This is a genomic window from Pseudomonas sp. LBUM1652, from assembly GCF_059716105.1.
Map to the genome: position 1 here is coordinate 80,965 of NZ_CP166804.1, position 24,893 is coordinate 105,857.

The following is a 24,893-nucleotide window of genomic DNA, read 5'->3' on the forward strand; positions in this document are numbered from 1 at the left end:
GACGATGCCCTTATCCGATGTTCGACAGTTTCAGCAGGTGGCGCAGGTCGTTGAGCAGATCCTTGCCCTTCACATTCGGGTCGTAACGCAGCACGAGGTTGCCGTGGGGGTCGATGATCCACAGTTGCGGCGTGGTCTGGTCGCCCGTTGTCTTGCTGAACGTGGCGGCGTCCAGCGGATAGCGTTGCAACTGCGGATATTCGCGGGTGAGTTTGGCTTGGTAGTCGGCGCTCAAAGGTTGCGCAGCGGCGAGGGCGTGGCTGGCGCGCCCGGCTTCGCGGCCGAGGCCGATCTGGATCTGCCGCGCCAGATACACCAACTGCTGGCAATCCACCGCGCAATCCTTCGGCGCGGTCACCAGCATCTGCCAGCGCTCCTCATCCGCCTGCACACCCAGCTCGGCGCGTGTCTGCCCGTTGCCGATCAGTTCGCCGTGATAACTGCGGCCTTCCGGCACCCAGAACTGCAATTTGTACATGCCGGTGGCGAGGATCATCGGGCCGACCACGCCGAGCACGATCAGCAGCAACTGCAGACGTCCGCGACGCCGACTGGCCGGGGCTTTGGCTTCAGACATGCTGGGTGGATTCATGGCCGTTCCCATGGTGTTTCTCCTTTGCGTTGTGCAAGCCTAAGTAGACGTAGAGACCGAGCAGGGCGGTGGCCATGGCGAACCACTGCACGGCGTAACCGAGGTGTTTTTCCGGCCCCATCGCTACCACCGGCCAGTCGGCCTGATAGCTCGCCGGGCCGGGTTCGGCGCGTACTTCGTAGGCGAAGCCGTCGCGCTCGAGGGATTTCCACAACTTGGCCGGATCGACGGCGGTGATGGTTTGCGGCCAAGTGCTGCTGGCCGGGTCGGCGTGAAGCTGGAAGGTCGCGCCGGGGGCGACGTAGACCCAGGCATCGATATTCAGCGCCTCGGACGGTGTGGTGAATTGCGGCGGCACGCGTCGATCCGGCCACGGCAGCCAGCCGCGATTGACCAGCAGCCACAGGCCGGTGCGTTGATCCTGAAACGGTTGCAGCAACTCGACGCCGACCTTGCCGTTGCGCTGGCTGTTGTCGAGCAGCAGGCTGTGAGCGGCGTCGAACTGGCCGGAAAGACGCACGCGGCGATAGGCCGGCTCAGCACTATTGAGCAACTCGCTGCTGGCCATCGGTTCAGCGGCGCGGCGCTCGGCGTAACTGGCGAGCAGGGCGGTTTTCTCCGCCCCCCGGCTCAATTGCCAGAAGCCCAACGACACCAACAGCGGCAGCAACAATGCCACGACAACCGTCGGTACGACGCCCGGGCGAAAGCGCTTCATGGCATCGCCATAAAGTCAGGCATCGCGATCGCTATACTCAAGTGCATCGCCTGTCCCCCGGAGTCTTCCCATGCTCAAAGCAGCCATCGTTCTGCTGCTGATTGCCACGGTGATCAGCCTGTTCAGCGGCCTGTTTTTCCTGGTCAAGGACGACAGCAGCTCGAATCGTCTGGTCATCGCCTTGAGTGTTCGGGTGGCATTGGCCGCTGCCACCGTCGGCTTGATCGCCTGGGGCTTTTACAGCGGCCAACTGGTGTCGCACGCGCCTTGGTGATCCAGGTTCAGAGCACGTAAACGAAGATGAACAAGCCGATCCACACTACGTCGACGAAGTGCCAATACCAGCTCGCCGCTTCAAAGCCGAACTGATGCTCGTTGTCGAAGTGGCCCTTCATGATCCGCATCAGCATCACAAACAGAATGATCGTGCCGATGGTCACGTGGGCGCCGTGGAAACCGGTGAGCATGAAGAACGTCGCGCCGTAGATGCCCGAACCCAGGGTCAGGCCCAGCTCCTTATAAGCGTGAATGTATTCTTCGGCCTGGAAGCCGAGGAATGCGCAGCCCAGCAGCACGGTGATCGCCAGCCAGATTTTCAGCGCGCCGCGATGGCCTTTCTTCAGCGCATGGTGGGCAATGGTGATGGTCACGCTGGAGCTGACCAGCAGAATCGTGTTGATCAGCGGCAGACCCCACGGGCTGATAACGTCTTTGGCCGGCGGGAACAGTTTCGGATCCGGCGTGTTCAGCAGCGGCCAGGTGAACTGAAAATTTGGCCAAAGCATGTGCGCGACCCCTTTTGGGCCTTCACCTCCGAGTGCCGGGCCGGAAATGTGCCGCACGTAAAACAGCGCACCGAAGAAGGCGACGAAGAACATCACTTCGGAAAAGATGAACCAGCTCATGCCCCAGCGGAACGAGCGATCAAGCTGCGCGCTGTAGAGTCCCGCGCGACTTTCCTTGATCACCGTGCCGAACCAGCCGAACAGCATGTACGCCACCAGCAGGCCGCCGATGAAAAAGATCAGCGGGCCGTGGGATTCCGGGCGCGCTGCCTTCAGATCGTTGAACCAGACGGCCAGGCCGTACACGGTGACGAGCATGCCGATCGTGGCGATGATCGGCCATTTGCTCTGGGCCGGAACGTAATAGTGCTCATGAGTTGCCATTTATTGTTCTCCTTATCGGGCACGCTCAACCGCCAGTGTTTACAGCCACCGGTGGATGTCGGGCGGTGATATCGAACAGCGTGTAGGACAGCGTCAGGTGCTTCACATCCTTGGGCATGTCGCGGTCAACAATGAAACGCACCGGCATCTCGATCTGCTGACCGGGCTGCAGCACCTGCTGGGTAAAGCAAAAGCATTCGGTCTTGTGGAAATACGCCGCCGCATTGCTTGGCGCGATGCTCGGCACGGCTTGCGCACTCATCGGTTTGTCGGTGGGGTTGCGGGCGATGAAGATCATCTCGTTCACCGCGCCGGGGTTGGCCGTCAGCTCGTCGTGCTTTGGGTAGAAGTCCCACGGCATGTCAGCGGTGTTGGTCGACAAAAACTGCACGCGCACCTGGCGGGAGGTGTCGACCACCTGCTCGCCCTCGTACTGCCCACCGGTCTTGCCATTGATGCCGAAGGCTTTGCACATCACGTCGTAGATCGGCACCAGGGCAAACCCGAAGACAAACATCGCCACTACCACCGCGAGCAGGCGGGTGACGAGTTTTTTCAGCGAGATCGAGTCAGCCATGATTTTCAGCCTCTCCCACAGTCATTTGTGCAGGGCAGAAATTGTTCATTTCACTTCCGGCGGCGTAGTAAAGGTGTGATACGGCGCCGGTGACGGCACGCTCCATTCCAGACCTTCGGCGCCATCCCACGGTTTGGCCGGTGCCGGCTCGCCGCCTCGGATGGTCTTGATCACGATGAACAGGAAGAAGATCTGCGTGGCGCCGAACATGAACGCGCCGATCGAGGAGACCATATTGAAGTCGGCGAACTGCAGGTTGTAGTCCGGAATCCGCCGCGGCATCCCCGCAAGGCCCACGAAGTGCATCGGGAAGAAGGCCATGTTCATGCCGATGAACGACAGCCAGAAATGCAGCTTGCCGAGGGTTTCGTCGTACATGTGGCCGGTCCACTTCGGCAGCCAGTAATAGGCCGAGGCGAAGATCCCGAAGATTGCCCCCGGCACCAGCACATAGTGGAAGTGCGCAACGACGAAGTAGGTGTCCTGATACTGGAAGTCCGCCGGGGCGATGGCCAGCATCAGCCCGGAGAAGCCACCGATGGAGAACAGGATCACGAATGCCACGGCAAACAGCATCGGCGTCTCGAAGGTCAGCGAGCCTTGCCACATGGTGCTCGCCCAGTTGAACACCTTGACCCCGGTGGGCACGGCGATCAGTAGCGTGGCGTACATGAAGAACAACTCGCCCACCAACGGAATGCCGACCACGAACATGTGGTGCGCCCAGACAATGAACGACAGGAACGCAATGCTCGCCGTGGCGTAGACCATCGAGGTGTAGCCGAACAGCGGTTTGCGCGAGAAGGTCGGGATGATCGAGCTGACGGCGCCGAACGCCGGCAGGATCATGATGTACACCTCGGGGTGGCCGAAGAACCAGAACACATGCTGGAACAACACCGGGTCACCGCCACCGGCGGCACTGAAGAAACTGGTGCCGAAGTGGATGTCCATCAGCATCATCGTCACGCACCCGGCCAGCACCGGCATCACCGCTATCAGCAGGAAAGCAGTGATCAGCCAGGTCCAGACGAACAGCGGCATTTTCATCAACGTCATGCCGGGGGCGCGCAGGTTGAGGATGGTCGCGACCACGTTGATCGCGCCCATGATCGAGCTGATCCCCATCAAGTGGATGGCGAAGATGAAGAACGTCACGCTTTCCGGCGCATAAGTCGTCGACAACGGCGCGTAGAACGTCCAGCCGAAATTCGGCCCGCCACCGGGGCTGAACAGGGTCGAGACCAACAGCAGGAACGCCGCCGGCAGCAGCCAGAAGCTGAAGTTGTTCATGCGCGGCAGGGCCATGTCCGGCGCGCCGATCATCAACGGGATCATCCAGTTGGCGAGGCCGACGAACGCCGGCATCACCGCACCGAACACCATCACCAGACCGTGCATGGTGGTCATCTGGTTGAAGAACGCCGGCTCGACGATCTGCAAACCGGGCTGGAACAACTCGGCGCGGATCACCATGGCGAACGAGCCGCCGAGCAGGAACATGCAGAATGCAAACCACAGGTACAGCGTGCCGATGTCCTTGTGGTTGGTGGTCAGCACCCAGCGCATCAGGCCTTTGGCGGGACCGTGGGCGTGGTCGGCATGACCGTGGTCATCGATGACAGCGCTCATGGCCGGTCTCCTTCAAGTGAGTGGGCTGGGCAGGCCGGGGTACGGAGCCCCGACTGGTTCACGAAGTACGCAATAGACCGGCTCATTTGCTTTCCGCCTGTTTCAGCTCCAGCACTTCTTTTGGCGTGACCATGTCGCCCTTGTTGTTGCCCCAGGCGTTACGTTCATAGGTCACGACCGCTGCGATATCGACTTCCGACAACTGTTTGCCGAACGCCGCCATGGCGGTGCCGGGCTTGCCGTGGAGGACAATGTTCAGGTGATCCTTGATCGGTCCGGTGGCGATTTTCGAGCCCTTGAGCGCCGGGAACATCGGCGGCAGGCCTTGGCCTTCGGCTTGGTGACAGGCGACGCAAGCGGTGTGATAGACCTTGTCGCCGCGCTCTTTGAGCTCGTCGAGAGTCCATTCCTTGCTGGTCAGCTCTTTGAGCTGGGCGGCTTCGGCCTTGCGTTCGGCCAGCCATGTTTCGTAATCGGCCTTCTCCTTGACCTCGACCACAATCGGCATGAAGCCGTGATCCTTGCCGCACAGTTCGGCGCACTGGCCACGGTAGATGCCGGGTTTGTCGACACGGGTCCAGGCTTCGTTGACGAACCCGGGGATCGCATCGCGCTTGACCGCAAACGCCGGCACCCACCACGAGTGGATGACGTCGGCGGAGGTCACGAGGAAGCGCACCTTGGCGCCGGTCGGCAGCACCAGCGGCTTGTCGACCTCAAGCAGGTAGTGTTCGCCCTTGGCTTCCTTGTTGTGGATCTGCTCGGCGGGCGTGGCCAGGTTGCTGAAGAACTCGACGTCCTGGCCCAGGTATTTGTAGTGCCACTTCCACTGATAGCCGGTGACCTGGATATCGATATCCGGCTCACTGGCGTCGTACATCTTGATCAGGGTGGCGGTCGCCGGAACGGCCATCGCCACCAGAATCAGCAGCGGGACGACGGTCCAGAGAATTTCGACGGTGGTGCTTTCGTGGAATTTTGCGGCGACCTGCCCGGTTGAACGGCGGTGCACCATCATCGACCAGAACATGGCGCCGAAGACGATGATCCCGATCACCACACAGATCCAGAAAATGGTCATGTGCAGGTCGAATACTGCGTGACTGATTTCAGTCGCTCCAGGCGCCATATTCACAGTCCAGGCCGCATTGGCCTGGCTGAAAATCGACCACAACAGGAGGCCCATCCAGACGTGTGGATGTCGCATCATTGCGGGTTCCCCTTATCGTTCTTGTTATCCCGCCGGCTTTCGCCTGCGGCAAGGGAGCGGCTGCATCAGACTACGAACTTGAATCGCCGGGCCTTGCTGCGGGTGCAGTCGGGCGTCATCAGCTAACTCCATTCAATGGCGAGTATAGACAGCGACTGGAAATTGCAATGTGAGGACGTAAATGAACTGAAACAGCCGAGACTTGCGTTCAAGGGCACGAATGGAGAAGGATGCAGACGAGAGGTGGTAAATCGATATAACGCAGGCGCATCAAGGATGAAATAATTATGACAAATGCGTCTTAGCATTTTTCGTAAGCCAGCTAACTTATGTCTTCCCTATTTCATTGCCTTGTTCCCTGGAGTTTTCATGAACACCGCCGCATTGCGCGAGCAGATCCAAACCGCCCAACAGCACGAGAAAGACACCGGCCTGCTGACCCGTCAGCTGGAAAGCAAGCTGCCTCATTTACACCCGGCGATCCAATTGCCGGAAGCCGACGCCAAAGGCGTGCTGACGCGTTTTGTCGCCGCCTACATCGATGAAGTGCCAGACCTGCTGGATGCAGCCAATGAAGTCGCCAGGGAAGCGGGAATCGAATCGCAGATCAAACCGGTGCTGAAAATCGCCGAGCAGTATTTCCTCCAGCCGCCGGTAATCATGGCCGGGCACGTTGGCCTGGACAGCCTGCTGGACGAAGCCTACCTGGCGCACCGTTTTGTCGAAGAGGTCAACGACCTGTACATCAAGCATTTCGGCCAGCCACTGATCCCCTTGGACATGACGGTCGCCAATCTGATTGCTCACCAATTGATCGGTGAGGAGTTTGCCAACCAACTGGACGAAGCGGTGCATCACGCCATCGACGAGATGCTCAACGAAGAGAGTTTTGCGCTGGAGTCGGTAGAGGCCTACCGCGAAAAACTCAGCAGCCCCGACACCGGTGCGGCGTGGAAACGCTGGCCGTGCATGGGCCGTCGATTGGGAGTGGGTCTGGAGCTGGATCAACCGGCTGCTTAACCCAGAAACACCTCAACACCTGTGGGAGCTGGCAAGCCAGCTCCCACAGGTGTTGTGTTCAGGCGGGAAGATTTAGCCGGCCGCGCCGATCCCGGTGGTAGTCCGAATACGCCCCTCAAGCCTGCGCTTTAACCCACGCGACTCAATCAACAGCTTCGACCCCTTCGCCGCATTCGCCCGGCCCCACTCTTCCAGCAACTCCAGACACGAATGGTCGATGTAGCTCAGGTTATTGAGCGGCACATGCACCGTGGTGCCCATAGGAATCGTGTTCAGCACCTGCGTCAGCGCCGGCACCTTGAGGAACGTCGCCGCCCCCACCAGACGCAACTCCATCTCGCCGTCCTGCGGCAGATCGATCAAGCTGATCTTCAAGCGCGAAGCCTTGAACGCCAGTTTCAGCAAGGTCAGGCCGAAGCCGATCAGCACGCCGGTCAACAGGTCGGTGAAGATGATCGCCAGCGCCGTCGCGGCGTAAGTGAACATCGGCATCCGGCCATAACGACCCAGCCCGCGAAACGCCTTGAGATCCACCAGTTTGAAACCGGTATACACCAGCACACCCGCCAAACTCGCCACCGGAATGCTTTGCAGCACGCTCGACAGCAACAGCACGAACGCCAGCAGCCACAGGCCATGGAAGATTGTCGAATAGCGCGTGGTCGCACCGGCCTGGACGTTGGCCGAACTGCGCACGATTACCCCGGTCATCGGCAACGCGCCGACCAGGCCGCAAAGCATGTTGCCGACGCCTTGTGCCGACAGTTCACGGTCGAAGTCCGAACGCACGCCGCTGTGCATGCGATCCACCGCCGCCGCCGACAACAGGGTTTCGGCGCTGGCGATAAACGCCACGGCAAACGCAGCGATCAGCAGCGTCGGGTCCGCCAGACTGAGCAGATCCGCCGGTTTCAGCCAATCGATGGCTTCTGCCAGATTGGCCGGCACCTCGACGCGTTTAACCTGCAACGCCAGCATCAGACTGGCACCCGTCGCCAGACCCACACCCAGCAATGCGCCGGGAATAAAGCGCAGGGAATGCGGACGGAATTTCTCCCACAGCCACATCACCGCAATAGTCGCCAGCCCGAGCAGACCGGCCTGCCAGCCAAACGACGGCAAGGCTTGCGCCACCGCAGCGGGGAACGCTGTGAGGTTATCCAGCCCAGAGGGCTTTGGTGAGGCGTCGAGCATCACATGGATTTGTGAGAGCACAATCAACACGCCGATCCCGGCCAGCATGCCGTAGACCACCGCTGGCGCTGTGACCCGAAACCAGCAACCGAGCTTCAGTCGCCCGGCCACCAGTTGCAGGAAACCGGCCAGCAGCAGAATCGGCCCGAGCATCTCGATGCCGTGCTGGCGCACCAGTTCAAACACCAACACTGCCAGACCCGCTGCCGGCCCGCTGACCTGCAACGGCGAACCCGCCAGCCAACCGACTACCAGACCGCCGATGATCCCGGTGATCAGACCTTTGGCTGGCGGCAACCCTGACGCAATCGCAATGCCCATGCACAGCGGCAGGGCGACCAGAAATACAACCACCGAAGCGAGCAGCTCCCGTGGCAACACCGCTTTTAATTGAGCAGCACGCATGATGACTCTCCCGAAGCTTTCTTCAGGCGTGGCGAGGCCGGGCCGCTGAAACAGCGGCCGGCATCAAACCACACAGATTGTTAGGAAGATTTAGAAGCGCGCTTTGGGCGTCGCCACCGGAATCGGATGGCTGCCGTCGAGCGGCAGGAAGCAGCCCTGATCCGCGTCGTAAGCTTTGATTTCGCTGGTTTCGATGTTGTAGACCCAGCCATGGATGAACAGATGACCGTTCGCCATGCGCGAGGCTACCGAAGGATGGGTACGCAAGTGCTGCAATTGGGCGATGACGTTTTCCTCAGTGAGGATCGGCATGCTTTCTTTTTCGTCGGCGCAGTTACAGTTTTCATGCACCATGGTTTTGGCCACTTCGGCGTGGCGCAACCAGGCTTTGACCGTCGGCATTTTTTCCAGGCTGTCGGGGTTGAGCACCGCGCGCATGGCGCCGCAATCCGAGTGGCCGCAGATGATGATGTGCTGCACGCCGAGCGCCAGCACCGCGTATTCGATCGCAGTGGAAACGCCGCCGTTCATCTGGCCGTAGGGCGGTACAACGTTGCCGACGTTACGGGTCACGAACAGATCGCCGGGCGAACTCTGGGTGATCAGTTCGGGCACGATGCGCGAGTCGGCGCAGGTGATGAACATCGCTTTTGGCGACTGGGCCGTGGCGAGTTTCTTGAAGAGTTCTTCCTGCTGCGGGAAGACCTCATGATGAAAATGCAAAAAGCCGTCTACGATCTGACGCAGCGCTGCATCGGCGGATTCCGCCACAGGGGCTTGCGCCGACGCAGCCAACGGCTGTTTATCCTTGTCACTCATGATTCATCCTCTTAGGCGGATTCAGGGAGTCATGCCCCGGTATTCCGGTATGAAGCCAGTGGCTGTTTAAAACATCCGAGTCATCCCGACCCGTCAGTCACTCGATGAACAAGGTAGCCGTCGAAACTTAACTCAAACTGAATCAAGCGCTCTAGAACGTGTGTTCCAGGTCACAAAAAACGTGACTGGCAGTTTCGACGGAAGGGTTCCGACCACTCAACCATAGGCCAATTGTCGCTAAATCAACGACATCTGGCGACCCGGCGGACAGAAGGCTGTGCAATCGAGGTTGTAGCTCTCGCGATGATTGAGGCCCAGACGCTTGATGGCTTTGGCAAACCTCTGCGCCAGCAGATCTGCAAACGGCCCTTCACCTCGCATCCTCGCGCCGAAACGGCTGTCGTAGAGCTCGCCGCCACGGCTTTGTCGAACCAGGCTCAACACATGCGCTGCGCGTTGCGGATAATGCGCTTGCAGCCATTCCTCGAACAGCGGCGCCACTTCCAGCGGCAGGCGCAGCATCATGTAGGCCGCACTTTGCGCGCCGGCGGCTTGGGCCTCAGTCAGCAGGCTTTCGATCTCGCTGTCGTTGATCATCGGAATCATCGGTGAACACAGCACTCCCACCGGAACTCCCGCTTCACGCATCACCCGGATTGCCCGCAAGCGCGCCTTGGGCGCAGCGGCGCGGGGTTCGAGGATTCGCTTCAGTTCATCGTCCAGTGTGGTCAGGCTGATCATCACCGCCACCAGCCGCTGTTGCGCCAGTTCGGTGAGCAAGTCGAGGTCGCGCAGGATCAACGAGCCCTTGGTGACAATGGTCACCGGGTGCCGATAACGCAGCAGCACTTCGAGGATCTGGCGGGTGATCTTGTGTTCGCGTTCGATCGGCTGATACGGATCGGTGTTGGAACCGAGATTGATCGGCGCGCATTGATAGCCTTTTTTCCCGAGCTGTTCTTCCAGCACTTGGGCAGCGTTGGTCTTGGCGATCAGCTTCGTTTCGAAATCGAGCCCCGGCGACATGTCCCAATAGGCGTGGCTGGGCCGCGCGTAACAATAGATGCAGCCGTGCTCGCAGCCGCGATAGGGGTTGATAGAGCGGTCGAACGGCAGATCCGGCGAGGTGTTGCGGGTGATGATCGTCTTCGCCGTTTCGATCATCACCTCGGTGCCCTGGGTCTCGGGCACTTCCTGATACCAGCCGTCGTCTTCGGCAACCGAGCGGCTCGGTGCGAAGCGGTTGTGCGGGTTGCTGGCGGTGCCGCGACCACGGTCAGGGATGGCCATAATGAAATTCCACGATGCTGTATGTCCGTACAGTATCGTGGAAATGGGTAACCCGCCAGTGCCGTCGGGCGATAAGCAAGATAATAGAGTTGTCAGTCAGTTCAGGCTTTGAACCCTTTCATTGAGGCAAAAGAATTTGCGATCCTCTTGAATGCAAGTTGATCGTTAAGATCAATGCGGTTATCGCCGTTGGCATCTACAGTATTTGAAACCTTGTTATACAGGCCGTTTCTATAATCTGTCGCTGTGACGGTAAAGTCAGGCTGGCTCAAACCGCTATTTGAAACATTGAACAGTCCAATTTTGACATCGGGCGGTGCAGCCGGGCTGCCGTTATTATCGAAAGACACCAGCATGCTCTTATAGCGACGGCCCTCATCCTGCTTGCTTAAACCTGCAATAGCAGAGGCAATATCAGCGGCGAGGGTGTAATAAGACTGGTCATCTTCATCAAGGTCGCCATCTCCCTCGACATCGTCATACCCTTCGACGGTTTCATATTTTTTACTGACCGTGTTGTATTCAACTGTGACAACTACGTTGGGTTTACGGCCCGGCGCATATCCATCGTTGTATCGGGAGATGATCGCTTCGGCGTGATGATCTCCCTTGATATCCTTGAACTCATATAACACTGCGTAATTCATAATGTCCGCTCCCTGCCATAGTCAATATTAAAAGTGTAGTAGTCACGCCTTTGAAATTAGAACTGCAGTCAATAAATGTCTACTGTCATAGTTGACAGGGTGTATATATCGACAGCAAGACAGTCAGCACTGTCTGCTTATACACCCTGTGAGGTATGACAGTAGATGTGTTCATGCTTTGGATTTAGCCTGAGGAGCGCGCGGCAACTTTGCCGGTGATCCTGGCTTAATCAACGGACAGAGATTTTATTTATGACGATCAGGATATTGCTCGAAATCGCGGATATGGACCGAGATGGAAATCCGGAGGTCGCGTTCTATCACTACGATGAAGACGCCACCGAAATGATGGATTACGACTACTCGTTGTTCGCTTCTTCGTCGGAAGGTAACGGTCGTTATGACTTGATTTCCGAAGACGTCGTCGATGCTGACGGCGATGGCGACATCGATAAACACGACAAGAAGCTTTACTTGCAGTTGGCGGATGCCTTTGCGCAATTCAAGGGCTTTCAGTCCAAGCGTTGAATGCCCCGCTGACACAGCACAAGCCTTCGTGCCATGTCAGCGGTATTCAAGCGTCAGTTATGCGAAGTGACTTGCCCCAGGTCATCGCCGGAAGTGGTCTGCATATCGTTCTTGCGCAGATTGGCAACATCGGCTGCTTTCACTGGGGCGCCCTTGTTACCCCAACTGCCGCGAATAAAACTCACCACATCTGCGACTTCCTGATCCGACAGGCGCCATGCATACGCGGGCATGGTGAAGGTCGAAGGCGCCGTGTGCGTCGCTGGCAAAGTCCCGCCCTTGAGCACAATGTGAATCAACGAAGTCGGGTCATCTGATTGCAGCACCGGATTGCCTGCCAGCGCCGGGAATACCCGCGTATAGCCGTGGCCGTCCGTGCGGTGGCACGCCGCGCAGTTGTCGATGTACACCGCTGCGCCGCGCTGACTGTCGTCACCGTTCCACAGGGCCTTGGCGACTTTTTCGTCGTACTGGTGCGGCTGATCGTTCGGATCAGTCGCTGGCAACGACTTGAGATAGCGGGCAATCGCGGTCAGGTCGGCGTCGGTCATGTATTGCATGCTGTGGGTGACCACATCGCTCATGCCGCCGAACACTGCGCTACGGTCGCTGCGACCGGTCTTGAGGAATTGCACCAGTTGCTCTTCGCTCCAGCTACCCAGGCCGTCCTTGTGGTCACCGCGCAGACTCTTGGCGATCCAGCCTTCCAGCGGCGCGCTGCCGGCCAGGAAGTTTTTACCATCCGCTGCACTCAAGGATTTTTCCTGCATGGTCAGGGCACGTGGCGTATGACAGGCGCCGCAATGTCCGAGGCCTTCCACCAGATAAGCCCCACGATCAATGACCGGATCTTCTGACGTGGCCTTGTAGTCCTCGACCTTCGGCGCAAACATCCAGCGCCAGCCCATCAACGGCCAGCGCATGCTCAACGGCCACGGGATGTCGCTGGCCTTGTTCTCCTGCGCCACCGGTTCAACGCCTCGCATGAAGTACGCGTACAACGCTTTCATGTCGCCTTCGCTGACACGGGCGTAGGACGGATACGGCATCGCCGGGTACAACGTACTACCGTTTTTGGCGACGCCGTGACGCACGGCCTGATCGAAGTCCTCGAAGCTGTAATCACCGACGCCGGTTTTATCCGGGGTGATGTTGGTCGAGTAGATCGTGCCAATCGGGGTTTCCATCGGCAGTCCACCGGCGAAAGGCTTGCCGTCCTTCGCGGTGTGACAAGCCACACAGTCGCCGGCGCGGGCGAGGTATTCGCCCTGTTTGATCAAGGACTGATCAACTTCGGCCGCTTGCAAAGTAGCGCTGCCCAGCAGGGCCAGGGTCGCGATAACAAAACTCTTCATGGTCATCGCTCCTTAAGCCTGAACCAGCGGGCCGGGGTTTTTCAGGTATTGCTCACGGATCGCTTTCGCCGACCAGTAAGTCAGCGCGGCAACCAAACCTGTAGGGTTGTAACCCAGGCCTTGCGGGAACGCCGATGCCCCCGGCACGAACACGTTGTGCACGTCCCAGCTCTGCAAGTAGCGGTTCAGAGCGCTGGTTTTCGGGTCGGTGCCCATGATCGCGCCACCGTTGAGGTGGGTGGTCTGGTACGACGCGGTGTTGAAGTGGTCGCCGACTTTCTTGCCGATCACCGCAATGGCTTTCGGGCTCATTGCTTCGGCGACTTTGCCCATTTTCTCGACCATGAAGCGGTTCATCTTGATGTCGTTTTCCTGCCAGTCGAACGTCATCCGCAGCAGCGGCAAGCCGTAGGCATCGCGGTACACCGGATCGAGATCGAGGTAGTTGCCTCTGTAGGATTGATGCGCGCCGTGAGCGTCCATCGATACCTGATGGGTGTAGTAATCGGCGGTCGCGCGTTTCCACGCACTGCCCCAGGCCGGAGTGCCCGGTGGGTTGGAGGTGCCGGCAATCGGCCGGCTGCCAGCCTGGTTGACCCACATCGGCGAGCCACCGACGAAGCCGTGCGGGCCGTGGTCGAAGTTGTCGGCGTTGAAGTCATCCAGCGCCACACCGTTGCCACCGGCACCGATGAAGTTGTTGGTGTGGGTGTCTTTGTCGAAGAACGCTTTTATGGTCGCCATGTTCTGGTAGGCGAAGTTACGCCCGACCACACCTTCGCCGCTGATCGGGTCGTAGGGCTTGCCGATCCCGGAGAGCAGCATCAACCGCACGTTGTGCAACTGGAAGGCGCCGAGAATCACCAGATCCGCCGGTTGCTCGATCTCGCGGCCCTGACCGTCGATGTAAGTCACGCCGGTGGCTTTGGTTTTGCTGCTGTCGAGGTTGACCCGCAATACATGCGAGTTGGGCCGCAGCTCGAAATTCGGCAAAGGCTTGAGCGCCGGCAGAATGTTCACGTTTGGCGAAGCCTTGGAATACATGTAGCAAACGTAACCGCTGCAAAATCCGCAGAAGTTGCACGGGCCCATCTGTGCGCCGTAGGGATTGGTGTACGGCCCTGAAGTATTCGCCGAAGGCAGGTTGTAGGGTTTGTAACCAACCTCTGTGGCCGCTTTACCGAACAGCTGTGCGGAAACGGTGTTTTTCTGCGCTTCCAATGGGAAGTGGTTCGAACGATCAGGGGCATAGGGATTACCGCCCTTGCCTTCGCCCACCAACTGACCCTTCACAGTCCATGCCTGACCCGAGGTGCCGAAGACTTTTTCGGCGTAATCGAAGAACGGCTCCAGTTCTTCATAGCTGACACCGAAGTCCTGGATGGTCATGTCCTTGGGGATGAAGCTTTTGCCGTAGCGTTCTTCGTAGTGGCTGCGCATACGCAACTCGATCGGGTCGACGCGAAAGTGCACGCCCGACCAGTGCAGCCCTGCACCGCCGACGCCGTTGCCCGGCAGGAACGCGCCCAATTGGCGGTTCGGCAGGGCAATGTCGTTGACGCTATGGCGAATGGTGACGGTCTCTTTGGAAATGTCCTGGAAAAGTTTTTTGCGCACGCTGTAGGTGAGTTCGTCGATCACCTGCGGATAGTTGCCGTCGGGGTAGGTGTCCTGCATCGGCCCGCGCTCCAGCGCCAGCACGTTAAGACCCGCTTCGGTCAGCTCCTTGGCCATGATCGCGCCGGTCCAGCCGAACCCGACGATGACTGCATCGACCTTCTTCATTACCGTCGCCATGCCTTAAGCCCTCTCGCCGCGAATCGAAACTGCCGGGAAGGGGTATTGCTCGTTGCGTTCCACCCAATCCATGAAATCGGCGCGGGCGCCGGGGAAGCCGATCATGGTCCAGCCGACCATGCCTTTATTGCCGCCGTGGATCGGATCGCAGAAGAACCCTTCCTTGGTGTTTTGCAGCAGCAGATTGAAGAAAATCTTCGCCGGGACGCTATCGAACGGCGGTTTTCCGGCTTCGAGTTGCTTGAGCAAATCGTCTCGGGTAGCGCTGTCTTGCTCGGCAAATGTTTTACCGTTGAGGGATTTGGTCCACTGATCCGTGGCGGCGATGCCGAGGCGATAGATCTCTTTTGGCACCAGTTTGCTCTGCCAGCCCATCTCCGGTGCTGCGTCGGCATTGAACGGACCCTGCATGTACCAAAGGGCACCAGCGGCATACGGCGTGTTCATTTGACGATCGATGTATTCCGGCACGCCGGCTTCAAGCGCACCCGGGCCTTGGGCATCGTTGGGAATCAATTGCGCCACGGCAGCATTGATAAATGCCCATTCTTCTGCGGTGAAATAGCTCGGCTGATAAACGCCTGCGTCGCCGCGAGCCGGTTGCGCGGCAGGTTTGGCCGGTGCGGCTTCAGGCGCTGCTTGCAGCACGCTGCTGCCCAGACCGGTACCCGCCAGGGTCACCACTGGAATCAGGGTCAGGGATTTGCGCAAAAACTCACGCCGCGGGTTGTCTCGATCTGCATCAGACATGGGGGGCACCTCATCAGGCATTGATGGTTGTCAGCCGTTTCTGAGAACGGTTTCAGGATTTGTCGTCGCGACGTGGCCGGTTGACCCGGAAAAGGGGGGCGCATCTGCAACATGATGTGACAAATGGTAGCAGGCTAAGCATCCGGTTGAATCGATTCAGCGTAAAAAGACTGAAATTTTGCTTGCCGGTCCGCTGTAACAGCGCGGGTTCACGATTCTTTGACAGCCGGCTCACGGGGCTTTGACCGGCAGGCTGCGAAGCTGCGTGCTATCACTGAACCATCTCGATACGGTCAACCCAGCATGCCCCGAATGCGCCTTTTCCCTGCTTTGTGTTTATCGCTTGTTGCCCTGCTGCACTTGATCCCCGCCCGGGCGGCTGACAGTCCGACCCCCCGTCCGCCTGAGTGGGCGCAACCGGTTGAAGTGCAATACAACCTGTTCCAGATGTCGCCAACCCTCTACCGCAGCGCATTGCCTGATGGCGGTGTGGTGCCGTTGCTGAAGAATCTCAAGTTGGCCACTGTGATCAACTTTCTGCCGGAGGCCGATACCAATTGGCTGTCCGAGCCGGGCATCAATCAGGTGCAGTTGCCGTATCGCACCAACCACGTCGACGACAGCGACGTGCTCAAGACCTTGCGCGCCATCGAGAGCGCCGAAGCCAATGGCCCGGTGTTGATGCATTGCAAACACGGCTCCGATCGCACCGGCCTGATGGCCGCGATGTACCGCGTGGTGGTGCAGGGCTGGAGCAAAGAGGACGCCTTGAGCGAGATGACCCAAGGCGGGTTTGGTGAGAGCGGGCACTTTCGCGACAGCGTGCGTTACGTGATGCAGGCCGATGTCGACAAGTTGCGCACCGCGCTGGCTAACGGCGATTGCAGTACCAGCGCGTTCGCAACTTGTTCGATGAAGAGCTGGTTCCAGACGGTCAATTTGAAATGATCGACCCACTCAATCGGTCGTGGCCGCAAATAGCGCTGCGTTGATCGGCCGGTCGAGAAAGGTTTCCAGCGCTTTCAGTAACGAGCGTGAGTCGCCGGGGGCGAAGAACGCATCGCGAAAATCCCGACCCGTTTGCGGGTCGAACACCCCATCACGCTGAAACCGTTCGAACACTTCGGTGGCCAATACGCCAGACCACTTGTAGGCATAGACCGATGCCTCATAACCGGTCACCAGGTAGTCAAAACCATTGGCGAAACGGTGATATCCCGACAGTTGCAGGTGAGGAACTTCACGCTGCACATCCTTGAACACTTGTTCGATGCTGCGGCTATCGCCGTGACTGCAATGTAATTGCAGATCGAACAGTGCCGTCATCAGTAACATTGCGGTGGTGCGACTGGTGTGGGCACCAATGGCCGCCAGCGCGGTGTTGACCCGAGCCTCAGTCAGCTGTTCGCCACTCTGGTAATGAGCCGCCAGCCACAACAGAAACGAGGGCGACAGGCAAAAGTGTTCGAACAACTGCCCGGCGAATTCGGCGGTATCGCGCCCCAATTGGGAAATACCCGCCAGGTTGCGATGGGGCGATCGCGTCAGAACATGCTGCAGACAGTGGCCGAATTCGTGGAACAGCACCCGCAGATTTTCGTGAGAGAGCAGGCAGGGATGCTCGTCGGTGGCAGCCGTGAAGTTGCTATAAAGACGGGCGATCGGCAGCGATGGCCGCCCCTCGGCATTGATTCGGCGAATGCGCAGGACAGTGGTGAACGCGTAGTCGGCGTCCTCTTCACGGTGATAGGGATCAAAGTAGATATACCCGATCACCTGCCCGTGCTCGCTGACCTCAAAGAGCCTTACATCGTCGTGCCAGTGGCTGAACGTCGTCTGTTCGACGATGCGGATCCCGAACAGGCGCTCGCTGAACTGACAGAGCCGACGCAAGGTGCCATCAAGCGGGAAGTATTGCCGCAAGCCTTTCAGCGCACCGTTCAATTGCTGAACGCGCAGTTGCTCGGCAAGAAAGTCTTCATCCCACGCCTGTACGTGCGCAATCCCCAGCGTGTGTGCGAACGCTTTCAGGGCCTGGGTATCGCGCAGCAATGCCGGTTTATTCAAAGCCACTTGCTGACGCAAAAAGGCAGCGACCTGCTCAGGAGACGATGCCATGCGATTTTCGAGGCGTAACTGGACGTAATTCTCGAAACCCAATACCCGGGCTTTCTCGTGACGCAAGGCGACCAGTACGGTCAGCACCGGATCGTTATCGAGTTTGTCCGCCCGGGGGCCCTGGTCGGACGCCCGGGAAAGCCAGGCAGTGAAATACGCCTCCCGCAGCGCCCGGTCCTGTGCATGGGTCAGGATTTGCCGGTAGGTGTTTTGATCCAGCGTGAGCAGCCAGCCGTCGTGTCCTGCCTGTTTGGCATTGAGGGCCAGACGCGCCTTTGCCGCGGCAGACAAGCCTTCAAGCTGCGTGACGTCGTCGATGCGCTTGCTCCATGCGGCGTTTGCCAGCTCCAGATTGCTTTTAAACAGTTGCTCCATACTTTTGATGTCGCGGTTCAGGCGGGTGAGTTTCTGCTGCTGTGCAGGCGGTAGTTCGATACCGGACAAGCGGAATTTGCGCAGAACCTTCGCCAACGAGGCTTTGCGCTGACCATCGAAACTCGCCGCCACCGAACTCTTCGCCAGACGTTGATAAACACGGTAGAGCGCCAGGTTAGCGGCCTTGTCGGCCGTGTACTGGGCCGCGACAAGGCTGCACAACGCGCTGTCCCTGAGCCAGTCGATATCGTCGGGTTTTACGGTCGAGAGGGTTTCAATGACGCCTATGGCTTCATCCAGACGAGCATCGGCCTCATCAATGGCAACCACCAGATCGTCCCAGCCAGGATGTTCGGTCTGGCTGGCGATCACCTGCGCAATGATCTGGCGGTTTTCGGCAACGATCACGTTGATGGCCGGGAGCAGATGCTCGGCGCGAATCGCCGACCACGGGGGCAGAGTCCAGTTTTGTAACAGCGGATTGGTGTCAGGCATGGCGTCTTCCTTGAGGCGTGGCTGAATGGGCCAGCCTAAAGAGGAAGAGCGGGAGATGGGCGGTAGATAGTTACCACCTTCAACCGCTTAGCGACGGAAGGTGGCAGTGACTCATTGTTGCGGGTCAGGCTTTTTCGCAAGCTTGGGGTTGGGGAAGAACTGCACCGCCTGAACCTTCTTGTCCGGCGGTGGCTTGAGCGCGCTGGTGTTGACCCGCGTGCCCAGCTCTTTTGGAACCGACAGCCCTTGCTCGTTCAGCGTGTCGGAGTAACCGCAGGCCACGCATTCGCGGTGCGGCACGGTGTCCTCGTTCCACATCATCAGCTTGTCCGGCTCGCTGCACGCCGGGCAGACCGCCCCGGCGATAAAGCGTCTTTTGGTAATCACAGGCCCCTCGCTCATGCTGCCGCGTCCTCACTGAGGCCGCTGTGGCGCAAGAGTGCGTCAATCGACGGCTCGCGACCACGGAAGTCGACGAACAACACCATCGGCGCCTGCGAACCGCCGCGAGCCAGAATCGCTTCGCGGAACGCGCGACCGGTTTCAGCGTTGAGCACGCCGTCCTCTTCGAACTTCGAAAACGCATCGGCCGACAGCACTTCCGCCCACTTGTAGCTGTAGTAACCCGCTGCGTAACCGCCGGCAAAGATGTGCGCGAAGCTGTTCGGGAAGCGGTTGTAGGCGGGTGGACGCATCACCGAAACCTCGTCTCGCACGCCTTCGAGCACCTGCAACACGCTGCGGCCATCGCCGTGTGTGGCGTGCAGTTCGAAGTCGAACAGCGAGAATTCCAGCTGACGCACCATCATCAGGCCGGACTGGAAGTTCTTCGCCGCGAGCATTTTTTCCAGCAGATCCTGGGGCAGCGGCTCGCCGGTTTCGTAGTGGCCGGAAATCAACGCCAGACCTTCCGGCTCCCAGCACCAGTTTTCCATGAACTGGCTCGGCAGCTCGACCGCGTCCCACGCCACGCCGTTGATGCCCGAAACACCGACGTGATCAACGCGGGTCAGCAGGTGATGCAGGCCGTGACCGAATTCGTGGAACAGGGTGGTGACTTCGTCGTGGGTCAGCAGCGCAGGCTTGCCACTGTCGGCCGGGGTGAAGTTGCACACCAGATTGGCCACCGGACTTTGCAGCACGCCTTCGGCAGTGCGGCGGCGGTCGCGGGCGCCGTCCATCCACGCACCGCCACGCTTGTTGGCGCGGGCATACAGGTCGAAGAAGAAGCGGCCGACGTGCTGGCCGTTTTCCTTGATTTCGAACAGGCGGACATCCGGGTGCCAGGTGTCGAAGCCTTTCTGCTCGGCGATTTCGATGCCGTACAGACGCTGGACGATGGCGAACAAACCGCCCAGCACTTTGTCGATCGGGAAGTAGGCGCGCAGGGTTTCCTGGGCGACGCTGTAGCGTTGTTCGCGGAGTTTTTCACCGTAGAAACCGCTGTCCCAGCTTTGCAGATCGGCGCAGCCCTGTTCGGCGGCGTAAGCGCGCAGCTGTTGCAGGTCCTGCGCGGCGAACGGTTTGCTGCGCTTGGCCAGATCACGCAGGAAACTCAGCACCTGATCGCTGGACTCGGCCATTTTGGTCGCCAGGCTCAGCTCGGAGAAACTGGTGAAGCCCAACAGCTTGGCCAGTTCCTGACGCAGGTCGAGGATCTCTTCCATCACCGGGCTGTTGTCGTTCTGACCGGCATTCGGGCCTTGATCCGAGGCGCGGGTGCAGTAGGCGGCGTAGACTTCTTCGCGCAGCGCACGGTCTTGAGCGTAGGTCATCACCGCGTAGTAGCTCGGGAATTCCAGGCTGATCAGCCAACCATCAAGGCCTTTGGCCTGTGCAGCGGCGGCCATTTGCGCCTTGGCCGAATCGGTCAGGCCGGCGAGGGCGGCTTCGTCGGTGACGTGCTTGGTCCAGGCCTGGGTAGCGTCGAGCAGTTGGTTAGAGAAACGGCTGCCCAGTTCGGACAGCTTGCTTTGCACTTCGGCGTAGCGTTTCTGTTCGGCTTCCGGCAGGTCGATACCCGACAGACGGAAATCGCGCAGGGCGTGTTCCAGAATGGTTTTTTGCGCCACATCGAAACCGGCGGCTTCCGGACTGTTGGCCAGTGCTTCATAAGCCTGGAACAGTTCGCGGTTCTGGCCCATCTCGGTGGAGTAGGCGCTCAGGGCCGGCAGGCACGACTCGTAGGCTTCACGCAGTTCGGCACTGTTGCACACGGCGTTGAGGTGGCTGACTGGGCTCCATGCGGCACCGAGACGGTCATTGAGTTCGTCCATCGCCAGCACCAGGCCGGCCCAGGTAGGGTTCTGGCGTTGGGTTTTGAGGATATCGGCGATGGCGGCGCGGTTGTCGGCGAGGATGGTTTCGATCGCTGGCAGCACGTGCTCGGCACGGATCGTGGAGAACGGCGGCAGGTCGTAGGACTGCAGAAGAGGGTTGTTCACGCTCACGGTTGGCACCTTGGCTGGAAGAAACATGCGCCCATCTTAATTACAATCGACACTCACCGCAGCTATCGGCGACAGAGAGAGAACTAATCGTGCCCCTTCGCAAGTACCAGAATCACACCCCGCAGTTGCGCAAAGGCGCGTTTGTCGACGCTTCGGCGGTGGTGATCGGCGACGTCGAAATCGGCGAAGACAGCTCCGTCTGGCCGCTGACAGTCATTCGTGGCGACATGCACCGCATCCGCATCGGTGCGCGTACCAGCGTGCAGGACGGCTGCGTGTTGCACATCACCCACGCCGGCCCGTTCAACCCGGACGGCTTCCCGCTGTTGATCGGCGACGACGTGACCATCGCCCATAAAGTCATGCTCCATGGCTGCACGGTTGGCAGTCGCGTGCTGATCGGCATGGGCAGCATCGTCATGGACGGCGCGGTGGTCGAGGACGATGTGATCATCGGCGCCGGCAGCCTGGTGCCGCCGGGCAAACGCCTGGAAAGCGGTTTTCTGTACGTGGGCAGCCCGGTGAAACAGGTCCGTGCGCTGACCGAAAAGGAAAACGCCTTCTTCACCTACAGCGCGGCGAACTACGTGAAGCTCAAGGACCTGCACCTGGCCGAAGGCTACGACCAGCTCTGAATCGACTTACACCTGCTCAGGATTTCTCATGCATTACCAGACCGTACTGTTCGACCTCGATGGCACCCTGACTGACCCGCGTGAGGGCATCACCCGTTCCATCCAGTTCGCCTTGGGCAAACTCGGCATCGACGAGCCGGATCTGACCAAACTGGAACATTTCATCGGCCCACCGCTGTTGCAGGCGTTCATGCAGTTTTATGGGTTTGACGAGGCCAAGGCGTGGGAGGCGGTGAATTTCTATCGTGAGCGCTTCAGGGTCACCGGTCTGTATGAGAACCAAGTGTTCGAGGGTGTTACGCCGTTGCTGGAAACCCTCAGCGGGCAGGGGCGGCAGTTGTATATCGCGACGTCCAAGCCGTGGGTGTTTGCCCGTGAGATTGCCCGGCACTTCGACTTTGCGCGGCACTTCAAGATGATTTACGGCAGTGAGCTGGATGGCACACGGACCAACAAGGTTGAACTGATTGCTCATCTGGTGGCCGAGGAAGGGCTGGATCCGGCGAATACGCTGATGATTGGCGATCGCAAGCATGACCTGATCGGCGCGCGCAGCAACGGGCTGGATGCAGCGGCGGTGGGGTATGGGTTTGGCAGTTTTGAAGAGTTGAATGCCGAAGCGCCTACCTTCCACTTTGAAACGCTGGCCGAGTTGCATCAGGCATTTATGCGGCGCTAATCAGTACGCCATCGCTGGCAAGCCAGCGATGAGGCCAGTTCGGTCACTGACGGACTTAGCGCTCTGCGAGCGCTTTCAATGCCGCTTTGCGCTCCGCGACAGGGAGCCCCCCTAACCGCTCGACCTCAGCATAAAACCTCAGCCAATCCCCCCCAACCTGCCTGAACAAAGCAGCAAACGCCGGCACCCATTGGTCATACAGCCCAAACGGCAACAGCCGCGCATTGTTCAGCGGCGCATTGACCCAAGCGTCATAACGTTTGTCCCCGGCCCACTGGCCGTCTCGCATCAGCCGATAATCCCGGCGAAACTGCTCGAACTCTGCCGCTTTGCGCTCACGCATCTGCTCGACGGGCAGCGGCTGGGCATAGAGTTTTTCCAGGCGTGAACGCGTATTCAGCACCAACTCGATGAACTGATCACGCTGCTTGAGCTTGGAATCGGTATCCGGAGGCAACCCACGAAACGCGCGCCACTGCCGCGTGCCTTCCTGCTCGACAAACGTGGCGAAGGACTCGTTGAACTCAGTGTCGTCCTTCACATAGACGCGTTGATGGGCCAATTCATGAAAGATCAGCGTGGCCAGGCGTTCGTCGCCCCAGCCCATCATCGAGTTGAGGATCGGATCGTTGAACCAGCCCAGCGTCGAATAGGCCTCGACGCCACCCATCGACACGTCCATGCCTTGCAGGCGCTGAATCGCCGCTTCGCCCCGCGCCGCGCTTTGGCTGTAGTAGCCGCGATAAGCCACGCACCCGGCAATCGGGAAGCAATGGTTTTGCGGGGTCAGGGAAAATTCCTGGGTGGCGAATACGTTCCACACCACAAACGGCCGGCCAATGTCCGCGTACAAGCGATAGCTCTGGTTATCCGGTAGATGCAGGTGCTCGCTGGCGAAGGCCCGGGCCTTTTGCGACTGGGCCAGACGCGTGCGCAGTTTCGCATCGCGATTCGGGTCGGCAATCACCTCTGCCACCGGTTCCCGCGCCCCCAGTAATTGCAACTGACCACCGGCCAACTGGCTGTAATAGCTGACGCTGGAACAACCGTTGAGCAACAAAAGCATCACACCCGGAAACAAAATCCGAAAAACGCGATCAAGTAACCGATGGCTTGGAAGCGGCCTGATCAAAATAAGAAACCCCTGGAAAGTCTGCCCGCAAGACTATCCCGCCCATTGGAGCTTCGCTATGCGCATGTTGATGCTGACAGGAGGCCTGCTGACGCTGGCCGGTTGTGCCGGATTCGGAATGCCCGATCCAGACCCTTCGCAAGCCTGGATCGATCTGAATGCCAGGCAACAGGACACGGCGCTGCAAGCGCTGCAGGTCGACAGCAAGGCTGCCGTCGACAAACGTTACTTCGAGGTGCAGCCGGGCAGCCATGAACTGAAGGTGCGTTATCAGTTTCCGGTTGACGCGACCAATATCGGCCCCGATGCCGAGCCGCTATGGCGCGATTGCCAGTTGAGCGTCAAATTCAAGGATTTCAACGCTGGCCAGCGTTATCAGTTGCAGGCCGGCAGTATCGGATTCCGCCCATGGGCCAAGCTGTATGACGAGCAGCGCAAGGTCGTGGGGCAGGGCACGCCGGCAGGCTGTCAGAAGACCTGATCGGCGTTATGCTGGTTGCCCAATCCAAAGGACATTGATCATGCGCAGGTTGACGCTGTTGCTCGCTGCAAGTGTGGTTGCCGGTTGCCAGAGCCCGATGCCGGCGGCGGACCCCGGCAAAGCCTGGGTCGACTTCGCCATGCCCACGCCGGGCGGCAAGGTGCTGATGGCCGAACGGCTGGACAATGTGCGCTTGCAGGATGGCCGCTTCTTTCAAGTCGCGCCGGGTAGTCATGAGCTGACGGTGCGTTTTGATTTCGAGATATTCGGCGGTGGTCAGGGCATGGACACTGATCCGCAGGAGCGCCTTTGCTACATGACCCTGCGCTACGATCATTTCCAGGCAGGGCAACGTTATCGGCTCGAAGCCCGGTCATTGGCCTTTACGCCAAGCGCCCGGTTGCTAAACCGCCAGGGGCAGATCGTTGCCGAGGAACGGCAGGTCAACTGCGTGCCCTGAGCGATATCAGCGATCGTTTTTCTGATAGATGATCGCTTTTGTGCCGTTGTCGCAGGTACCCACGACCATAGCTACGTCGTGCTTGTCCGCTTCTACTTTGGAAACTATTTCCAAGGTGTAGGAGGGTACGGCATTCGCTTGAATCTTGACTTCGATTTCGTTCTTGAGTTCTTCGCAGTGTTTGATGGCGCCCGGCGCGTCGGGCGCGGCAAGAACCGATGTGGCCAGTGCACTGCAGAGGATCGCCAAGCCAATACGTTTCATCAATGTAGCTCCTTGAGGCAGCGCGCACGGGCGTGCGCTGAAGCTGCTGTCACTTATTCGACCACGCTTTGCCAGAGCGGGTTCTGACTTCGCTCACAACT

26 protein-coding genes are annotated in these 24,893 nt (G+C 59.3%); 8 read left to right on the forward strand and 18 right to left on the reverse strand.

The features are described from left to right. Window positions 1-10 precede the first annotated feature (10 nt). On the reverse strand, window positions 11-604 hold the full coding sequence (locus ACA069_RS00375) for a PA_0111/PP_0108 family redox-active disulfide protein (protein ID WP_401268309.1): 594 nt from the start codon (window positions 602-604) through the stop codon (window positions 11-13). Beyond that, window positions 570-1,310 carry an SURF1 family protein gene (locus ACA069_RS00380; RefSeq protein ID WP_497615815.1) on the reverse strand — a complete coding sequence of 247 codons (741 nt, stop codon included), beginning with the start codon at window positions 1,308-1,310 and terminating at the stop codon, window positions 570-572. The genes ACA069_RS00375 and ACA069_RS00380 overlap by 35 nt, the downstream gene beginning before the upstream one ends. 70 nt (window positions 1,311-1,380) lie before the next feature. On the opposite strand from ACA069_RS00380, the gene ACA069_RS00385 reads away from it, so the two are divergent. Continuing rightward, a complete protein-coding gene (locus ACA069_RS00385) occupies window positions 1,381-1,584 on the forward strand; it encodes a twin transmembrane helix small protein (protein ID WP_003220344.1) in 204 nt (67 codons plus the stop codon). A 7-nt stretch (window positions 1,585-1,591) separates the two neighbouring features. On the opposite strand, the gene ACA069_RS00390 is transcribed toward ACA069_RS00385, so the two are convergent. The 4 genes from ACA069_RS00390 to coxB form a co-directional block, all read right to left on the reverse strand. Then, entirely contained in the window at window positions 1,592-2,479 is an 888-nt protein-coding gene (locus ACA069_RS00390) for a cytochrome c oxidase subunit 3 (protein ID WP_187680726.1), read from the reverse strand. A 25-nt stretch (window positions 2,480-2,504) separates the two neighbouring features. Beyond that, the gene (locus ACA069_RS00395) at window positions 2,505-3,056 is read right to left on the reverse strand and encodes a cytochrome c oxidase assembly protein (RefSeq protein WP_095190261.1); all 552 of its coding nucleotides are present in this window, start codon (window positions 3,054-3,056) and stop codon (window positions 2,505-2,507) included. 45 nt (window positions 3,057-3,101) lie between these two features. Continuing rightward, window positions 3,102-4,688, reverse strand: coding sequence for a cytochrome c oxidase subunit I (ctaD, locus tag ACA069_RS00400; protein WP_042556974.1), 1,587 nt, complete (start codon window positions 4,686-4,688; stop codon window positions 3,102-3,104). Between the two features lie 82 nt (window positions 4,689-4,770). Beyond that, the gene (gene coxB, locus ACA069_RS00405; protein ID WP_489881419.1) at window positions 4,771-5,898 is read right to left on the reverse strand and encodes a cytochrome c oxidase subunit II; all 1,128 of its coding nucleotides are present in this window, start codon (window positions 5,896-5,898) and stop codon (window positions 4,771-4,773) included. A 369-nt stretch (window positions 5,899-6,267) separates the two neighbouring features. Between coxB and ACA069_RS00410 the strand changes: the two genes are divergently transcribed. Then, entirely contained in the window at window positions 6,268-6,918 is a 651-nt protein-coding gene (locus tag ACA069_RS00410) for a hypothetical protein (RefSeq protein ID WP_401270804.1), read from the forward strand. Between the two features lie 72 nt (window positions 6,919-6,990). Here the strand turns inward: ACA069_RS00410 and ACA069_RS00415 are convergent, their stop codons facing one another. The 4 genes from ACA069_RS00415 to ACA069_RS00430 all read right to left on the reverse strand — a co-directional run bounded on the left by ACA069_RS00415 (window position 6,991) and on the right by ACA069_RS00430 (window position 11,273). Further along, window positions 6,991-8,517, reverse strand: a complete 1,527-nt coding sequence (locus ACA069_RS00415; RefSeq protein ID WP_401270802.1) for a SulP family inorganic anion transporter — start codon at window positions 8,515-8,517, stop codon at window positions 6,991-6,993. 90 nt (window positions 8,518-8,607) lie between these two features. Further along, window positions 8,608-9,336 carry a carbonic anhydrase gene (locus tag ACA069_RS00420; RefSeq protein ID WP_187680730.1) on the reverse strand — a complete coding sequence of 243 codons (729 nt, stop codon included), beginning with the start codon at window positions 9,334-9,336 and terminating at the stop codon, window positions 8,608-8,610. 237 nt (window positions 9,337-9,573) lie between these two features. Continuing rightward, on the reverse strand, window positions 9,574-10,626 hold the full coding sequence (locus tag ACA069_RS00425; RefSeq protein ID WP_401270799.1) for a PA0069 family radical SAM protein: 1,053 nt from the start codon (window positions 10,624-10,626) through the stop codon (window positions 9,574-9,576). Between the two features lie 101 nt (window positions 10,627-10,727). After that, the gene (locus tag ACA069_RS00430; RefSeq protein ID WP_497615819.1) at window positions 10,728-11,273 is read right to left on the reverse strand and encodes a hypothetical protein; all 546 of its coding nucleotides are present in this window, start codon (window positions 11,271-11,273) and stop codon (window positions 10,728-10,730) included. Between the two features lie 252 nt (window positions 11,274-11,525). Here ACA069_RS00430 and ACA069_RS00435 point away from each other — a divergent pair, with 252 nt between their 5' ends. Continuing rightward, the gene (locus tag ACA069_RS00435) at window positions 11,526-11,801 is read left to right on the forward strand and encodes a hypothetical protein (RefSeq protein WP_489881416.1); all 276 of its coding nucleotides are present in this window, start codon (window positions 11,526-11,528) and stop codon (window positions 11,799-11,801) included. A 53-nt stretch (window positions 11,802-11,854) separates the two neighbouring features. On the opposite strand, the gene ACA069_RS00440 is transcribed toward ACA069_RS00435, so the two are convergent. From ACA069_RS00440 to ACA069_RS00450, 3 genes are read right to left on the reverse strand one after another with little or no spacing between them, the layout of a single operon-like run. Next, window positions 11,855-13,156, reverse strand: coding sequence for a c-type cytochrome (locus tag ACA069_RS00440; RefSeq protein ID WP_401270792.1), 1,302 nt, complete (start codon window positions 13,154-13,156; stop codon window positions 11,855-11,857). A gap of 12 nt (window positions 13,157-13,168) precedes the next feature. After that, entirely contained in the window at window positions 13,169-14,953 is a 1,785-nt protein-coding gene (locus ACA069_RS00445; protein ID WP_497615822.1) for a GMC family oxidoreductase, read from the reverse strand. A gap of 3 nt (window positions 14,954-14,956) precedes the next feature. Next, window positions 14,957-15,703 (reverse strand): gluconate 2-dehydrogenase subunit 3 family protein, encoded by a 747-nt coding sequence (locus ACA069_RS00450; RefSeq protein ID WP_187680736.1) that lies wholly within the window; start codon window positions 15,701-15,703, stop codon window positions 14,957-14,959. 303 nt (window positions 15,704-16,006) lie between these two features. Between ACA069_RS00450 and ACA069_RS00455 the strand changes: the two genes are divergently transcribed. Further along, complete coding sequence (locus ACA069_RS00455) at window positions 16,007-16,651, forward strand: dual specificity protein phosphatase family protein (protein WP_497615825.1); 645 nt, start codon at window positions 16,007-16,009, stop codon at window positions 16,649-16,651. A 9-nt stretch (window positions 16,652-16,660) separates the two neighbouring features. On the opposite strand, the gene ACA069_RS00460 is transcribed toward ACA069_RS00455, so the two are convergent. The 3 genes from ACA069_RS00460 to prlC all read right to left on the reverse strand — a co-directional run bounded on the left by ACA069_RS00460 (window position 16,661) and on the right by prlC (window position 21,141). Beyond that, entirely contained in the window at window positions 16,661-18,691 is a 2,031-nt protein-coding gene (locus tag ACA069_RS00460; protein ID WP_497615827.1) for a M3 family metallopeptidase, read from the reverse strand. Window positions 18,692-18,802: 111 nt separating this feature from the next. Beyond that, the gene (locus ACA069_RS00465; protein WP_489881412.1) at window positions 18,803-19,093 is read right to left on the reverse strand and encodes a YheV family putative zinc ribbon protein; all 291 of its coding nucleotides are present in this window, start codon (window positions 19,091-19,093) and stop codon (window positions 18,803-18,805) included. After that, window positions 19,090-21,141: an oligopeptidase A gene (prlC, locus tag ACA069_RS00470; protein ID WP_497615829.1), complete on the reverse strand. Its 2,052-nt coding sequence runs from the start codon at window positions 21,139-21,141 to the stop codon at window positions 19,090-19,092. The genes ACA069_RS00465 and prlC overlap by 4 nt, the downstream gene beginning before the upstream one ends. 89 nt (window positions 21,142-21,230) lie before the next feature. On the opposite strand from prlC, the gene ACA069_RS00475 reads away from it, so the two are divergent. Further along, window positions 21,231-21,776: a gamma carbonic anhydrase family protein gene (locus ACA069_RS00475; RefSeq protein ID WP_187680741.1), complete on the forward strand. Its 546-nt coding sequence runs from the start codon at window positions 21,231-21,233 to the stop codon at window positions 21,774-21,776. 28 nt (window positions 21,777-21,804) lie between these two features. Further along, window positions 21,805-22,455 (forward strand): HAD family hydrolase, encoded by a 651-nt coding sequence (locus tag ACA069_RS00480; RefSeq protein ID WP_497615832.1) that lies wholly within the window; start codon window positions 21,805-21,807, stop codon window positions 22,453-22,455. 55 nt (window positions 22,456-22,510) lie between these two features. On the opposite strand, the gene ACA069_RS00485 is transcribed toward ACA069_RS00480, so the two are convergent. Beyond that, the gene (locus ACA069_RS00485) at window positions 22,511-23,587 is read right to left on the reverse strand and encodes an aminopeptidase (protein ID WP_497615834.1); all 1,077 of its coding nucleotides are present in this window, start codon (window positions 23,585-23,587) and stop codon (window positions 22,511-22,513) included. 58 nt (window positions 23,588-23,645) lie between these two features. Between ACA069_RS00485 and ACA069_RS00490 the strand changes: the two genes are divergently transcribed. Both ACA069_RS00490 and ACA069_RS00495 read left to right on the forward strand, forming a co-directional pair. Beyond that, complete coding sequence (locus ACA069_RS00490) at window positions 23,646-24,068, forward strand: PA0061/PA0062 family lipoprotein (protein WP_497615836.1); 423 nt, start codon at window positions 23,646-23,648, stop codon at window positions 24,066-24,068. A gap of 40 nt (window positions 24,069-24,108) precedes the next feature. Then, a complete protein-coding gene (locus ACA069_RS00495) occupies window positions 24,109-24,528 on the forward strand; it encodes a PA0061/PA0062 family lipoprotein (protein ID WP_489881408.1) in 420 nt (139 codons plus the stop codon). 6 nt (window positions 24,529-24,534) lie between these two features. Here ACA069_RS00495 and ACA069_RS00500 read toward each other — a convergent pair whose 3' ends face one another. After that, complete coding sequence (locus ACA069_RS00500; RefSeq protein ID WP_489881407.1) at window positions 24,535-24,792, reverse strand: DUF1161 domain-containing protein; 258 nt, start codon at window positions 24,790-24,792, stop codon at window positions 24,535-24,537. Window positions 24,793-24,893: the final 101 nt, after the last annotated feature.

Bases quoted from the DNA above. Each gene is read 5' to 3' on its own strand.
- ACA069_RS00375 (WP_401268309.1), bottom strand. From the start codon at position 604: ATGGGAACGGCCATGAATCCACCCAGCATGTCTGAAGCCAAAGCCCCG.
- ACA069_RS00380 (WP_497615815.1), bottom strand. From the start codon at position 1,310: ATGAAGCGCTTTCGCCCGGGCGTCGTACCGACGGTTGTCGTGGCATTG.
- ACA069_RS00385 (WP_003220344.1), top strand. From the start codon at position 1,381: ATGCTCAAAGCAGCCATCGTTCTGCTGCTGATTGCCACGGTGATCAGC.
- ACA069_RS00390 (WP_187680726.1), bottom strand. From the start codon at position 2,479: ATGGCAACTCATGAGCACTATTACGTTCCGGCCCAGAGCAAATGGCCG.
- ACA069_RS00395 (WP_095190261.1), bottom strand. From the start codon at position 3,056: ATGGCTGACTCGATCTCGCTGAAAAAACTCGTCACCCGCCTGCTCGCG.
- ctaD (WP_042556974.1), bottom strand. From the start codon at position 4,688: ATGAGCGCTGTCATCGATGACCACGGTCATGCCGACCACGCCCACGGT.
- coxB (WP_489881419.1), bottom strand. From the start codon at position 5,898: ATGATGCGACATCCACACGTCTGGATGGGCCTCCTGTTGTGGTCGATT.
- ACA069_RS00410 (WP_401270804.1), top strand. From the start codon at position 6,268: ATGAACACCGCCGCATTGCGCGAGCAGATCCAAACCGCCCAACAGCAC.
- ACA069_RS00415 (WP_401270802.1), bottom strand. From the start codon at position 8,517: ATGCGTGCTGCTCAATTAAAAGCGGTGTTGCCACGGGAGCTGCTCGCT.
- ACA069_RS00420 (WP_187680730.1), bottom strand. From the start codon at position 9,336: ATGAGTGACAAGGATAAACAGCCGTTGGCTGCGTCGGCGCAAGCCCCT.
- ACA069_RS00425 (WP_401270799.1), bottom strand. From the start codon at position 10,626: ATGGCCATCCCTGACCGTGGTCGCGGCACCGCCAGCAACCCGCACAAC.
- ACA069_RS00430 (WP_497615819.1), bottom strand. From the start codon at position 11,273: ATGAATTACGCAGTGTTATATGAGTTCAAGGATATCAAGGGAGATCAT.
- ACA069_RS00435 (WP_489881416.1), top strand. From the start codon at position 11,526: ATGACGATCAGGATATTGCTCGAAATCGCGGATATGGACCGAGATGGA.
- ACA069_RS00440 (WP_401270792.1), bottom strand. From the start codon at position 13,156: ATGAAGAGTTTTGTTATCGCGACCCTGGCCCTGCTGGGCAGCGCTACT.
- ACA069_RS00445 (WP_497615822.1), bottom strand. From the start codon at position 14,953: ATGGCGACGGTAATGAAGAAGGTCGATGCAGTCATCGTCGGGTTCGGC.
- ACA069_RS00450 (WP_187680736.1), bottom strand. From the start codon at position 15,703: ATGTCTGATGCAGATCGAGACAACCCGCGGCGTGAGTTTTTGCGCAAA.
- ACA069_RS00455 (WP_497615825.1), top strand. From the start codon at position 16,007: ATGCCCCGAATGCGCCTTTTCCCTGCTTTGTGTTTATCGCTTGTTGCC.
- ACA069_RS00460 (WP_497615827.1), bottom strand. From the start codon at position 18,691: ATGCCTGACACCAATCCGCTGTTACAAAACTGGACTCTGCCCCCGTGG.
- ACA069_RS00465 (WP_489881412.1), bottom strand. From the start codon at position 19,093: ATGAGCGAGGGGCCTGTGATTACCAAAAGACGCTTTATCGCCGGGGCG.
- ACA069_RS00480 (WP_497615832.1), top strand. From the start codon at position 21,805: ATGCATTACCAGACCGTACTGTTCGACCTCGATGGCACCCTGACTGAC.
- ACA069_RS00490 (WP_497615836.1), top strand. From the start codon at position 23,646: ATGCGCATGTTGATGCTGACAGGAGGCCTGCTGACGCTGGCCGGTTGT.
- ACA069_RS00495 (WP_489881408.1), top strand. From the start codon at position 24,109: ATGCGCAGGTTGACGCTGTTGCTCGCTGCAAGTGTGGTTGCCGGTTGC.
- ACA069_RS00500 (WP_489881407.1), bottom strand. From the start codon at position 24,792: ATGAAACGTATTGGCTTGGCGATCCTCTGCAGTGCACTGGCCACATCG.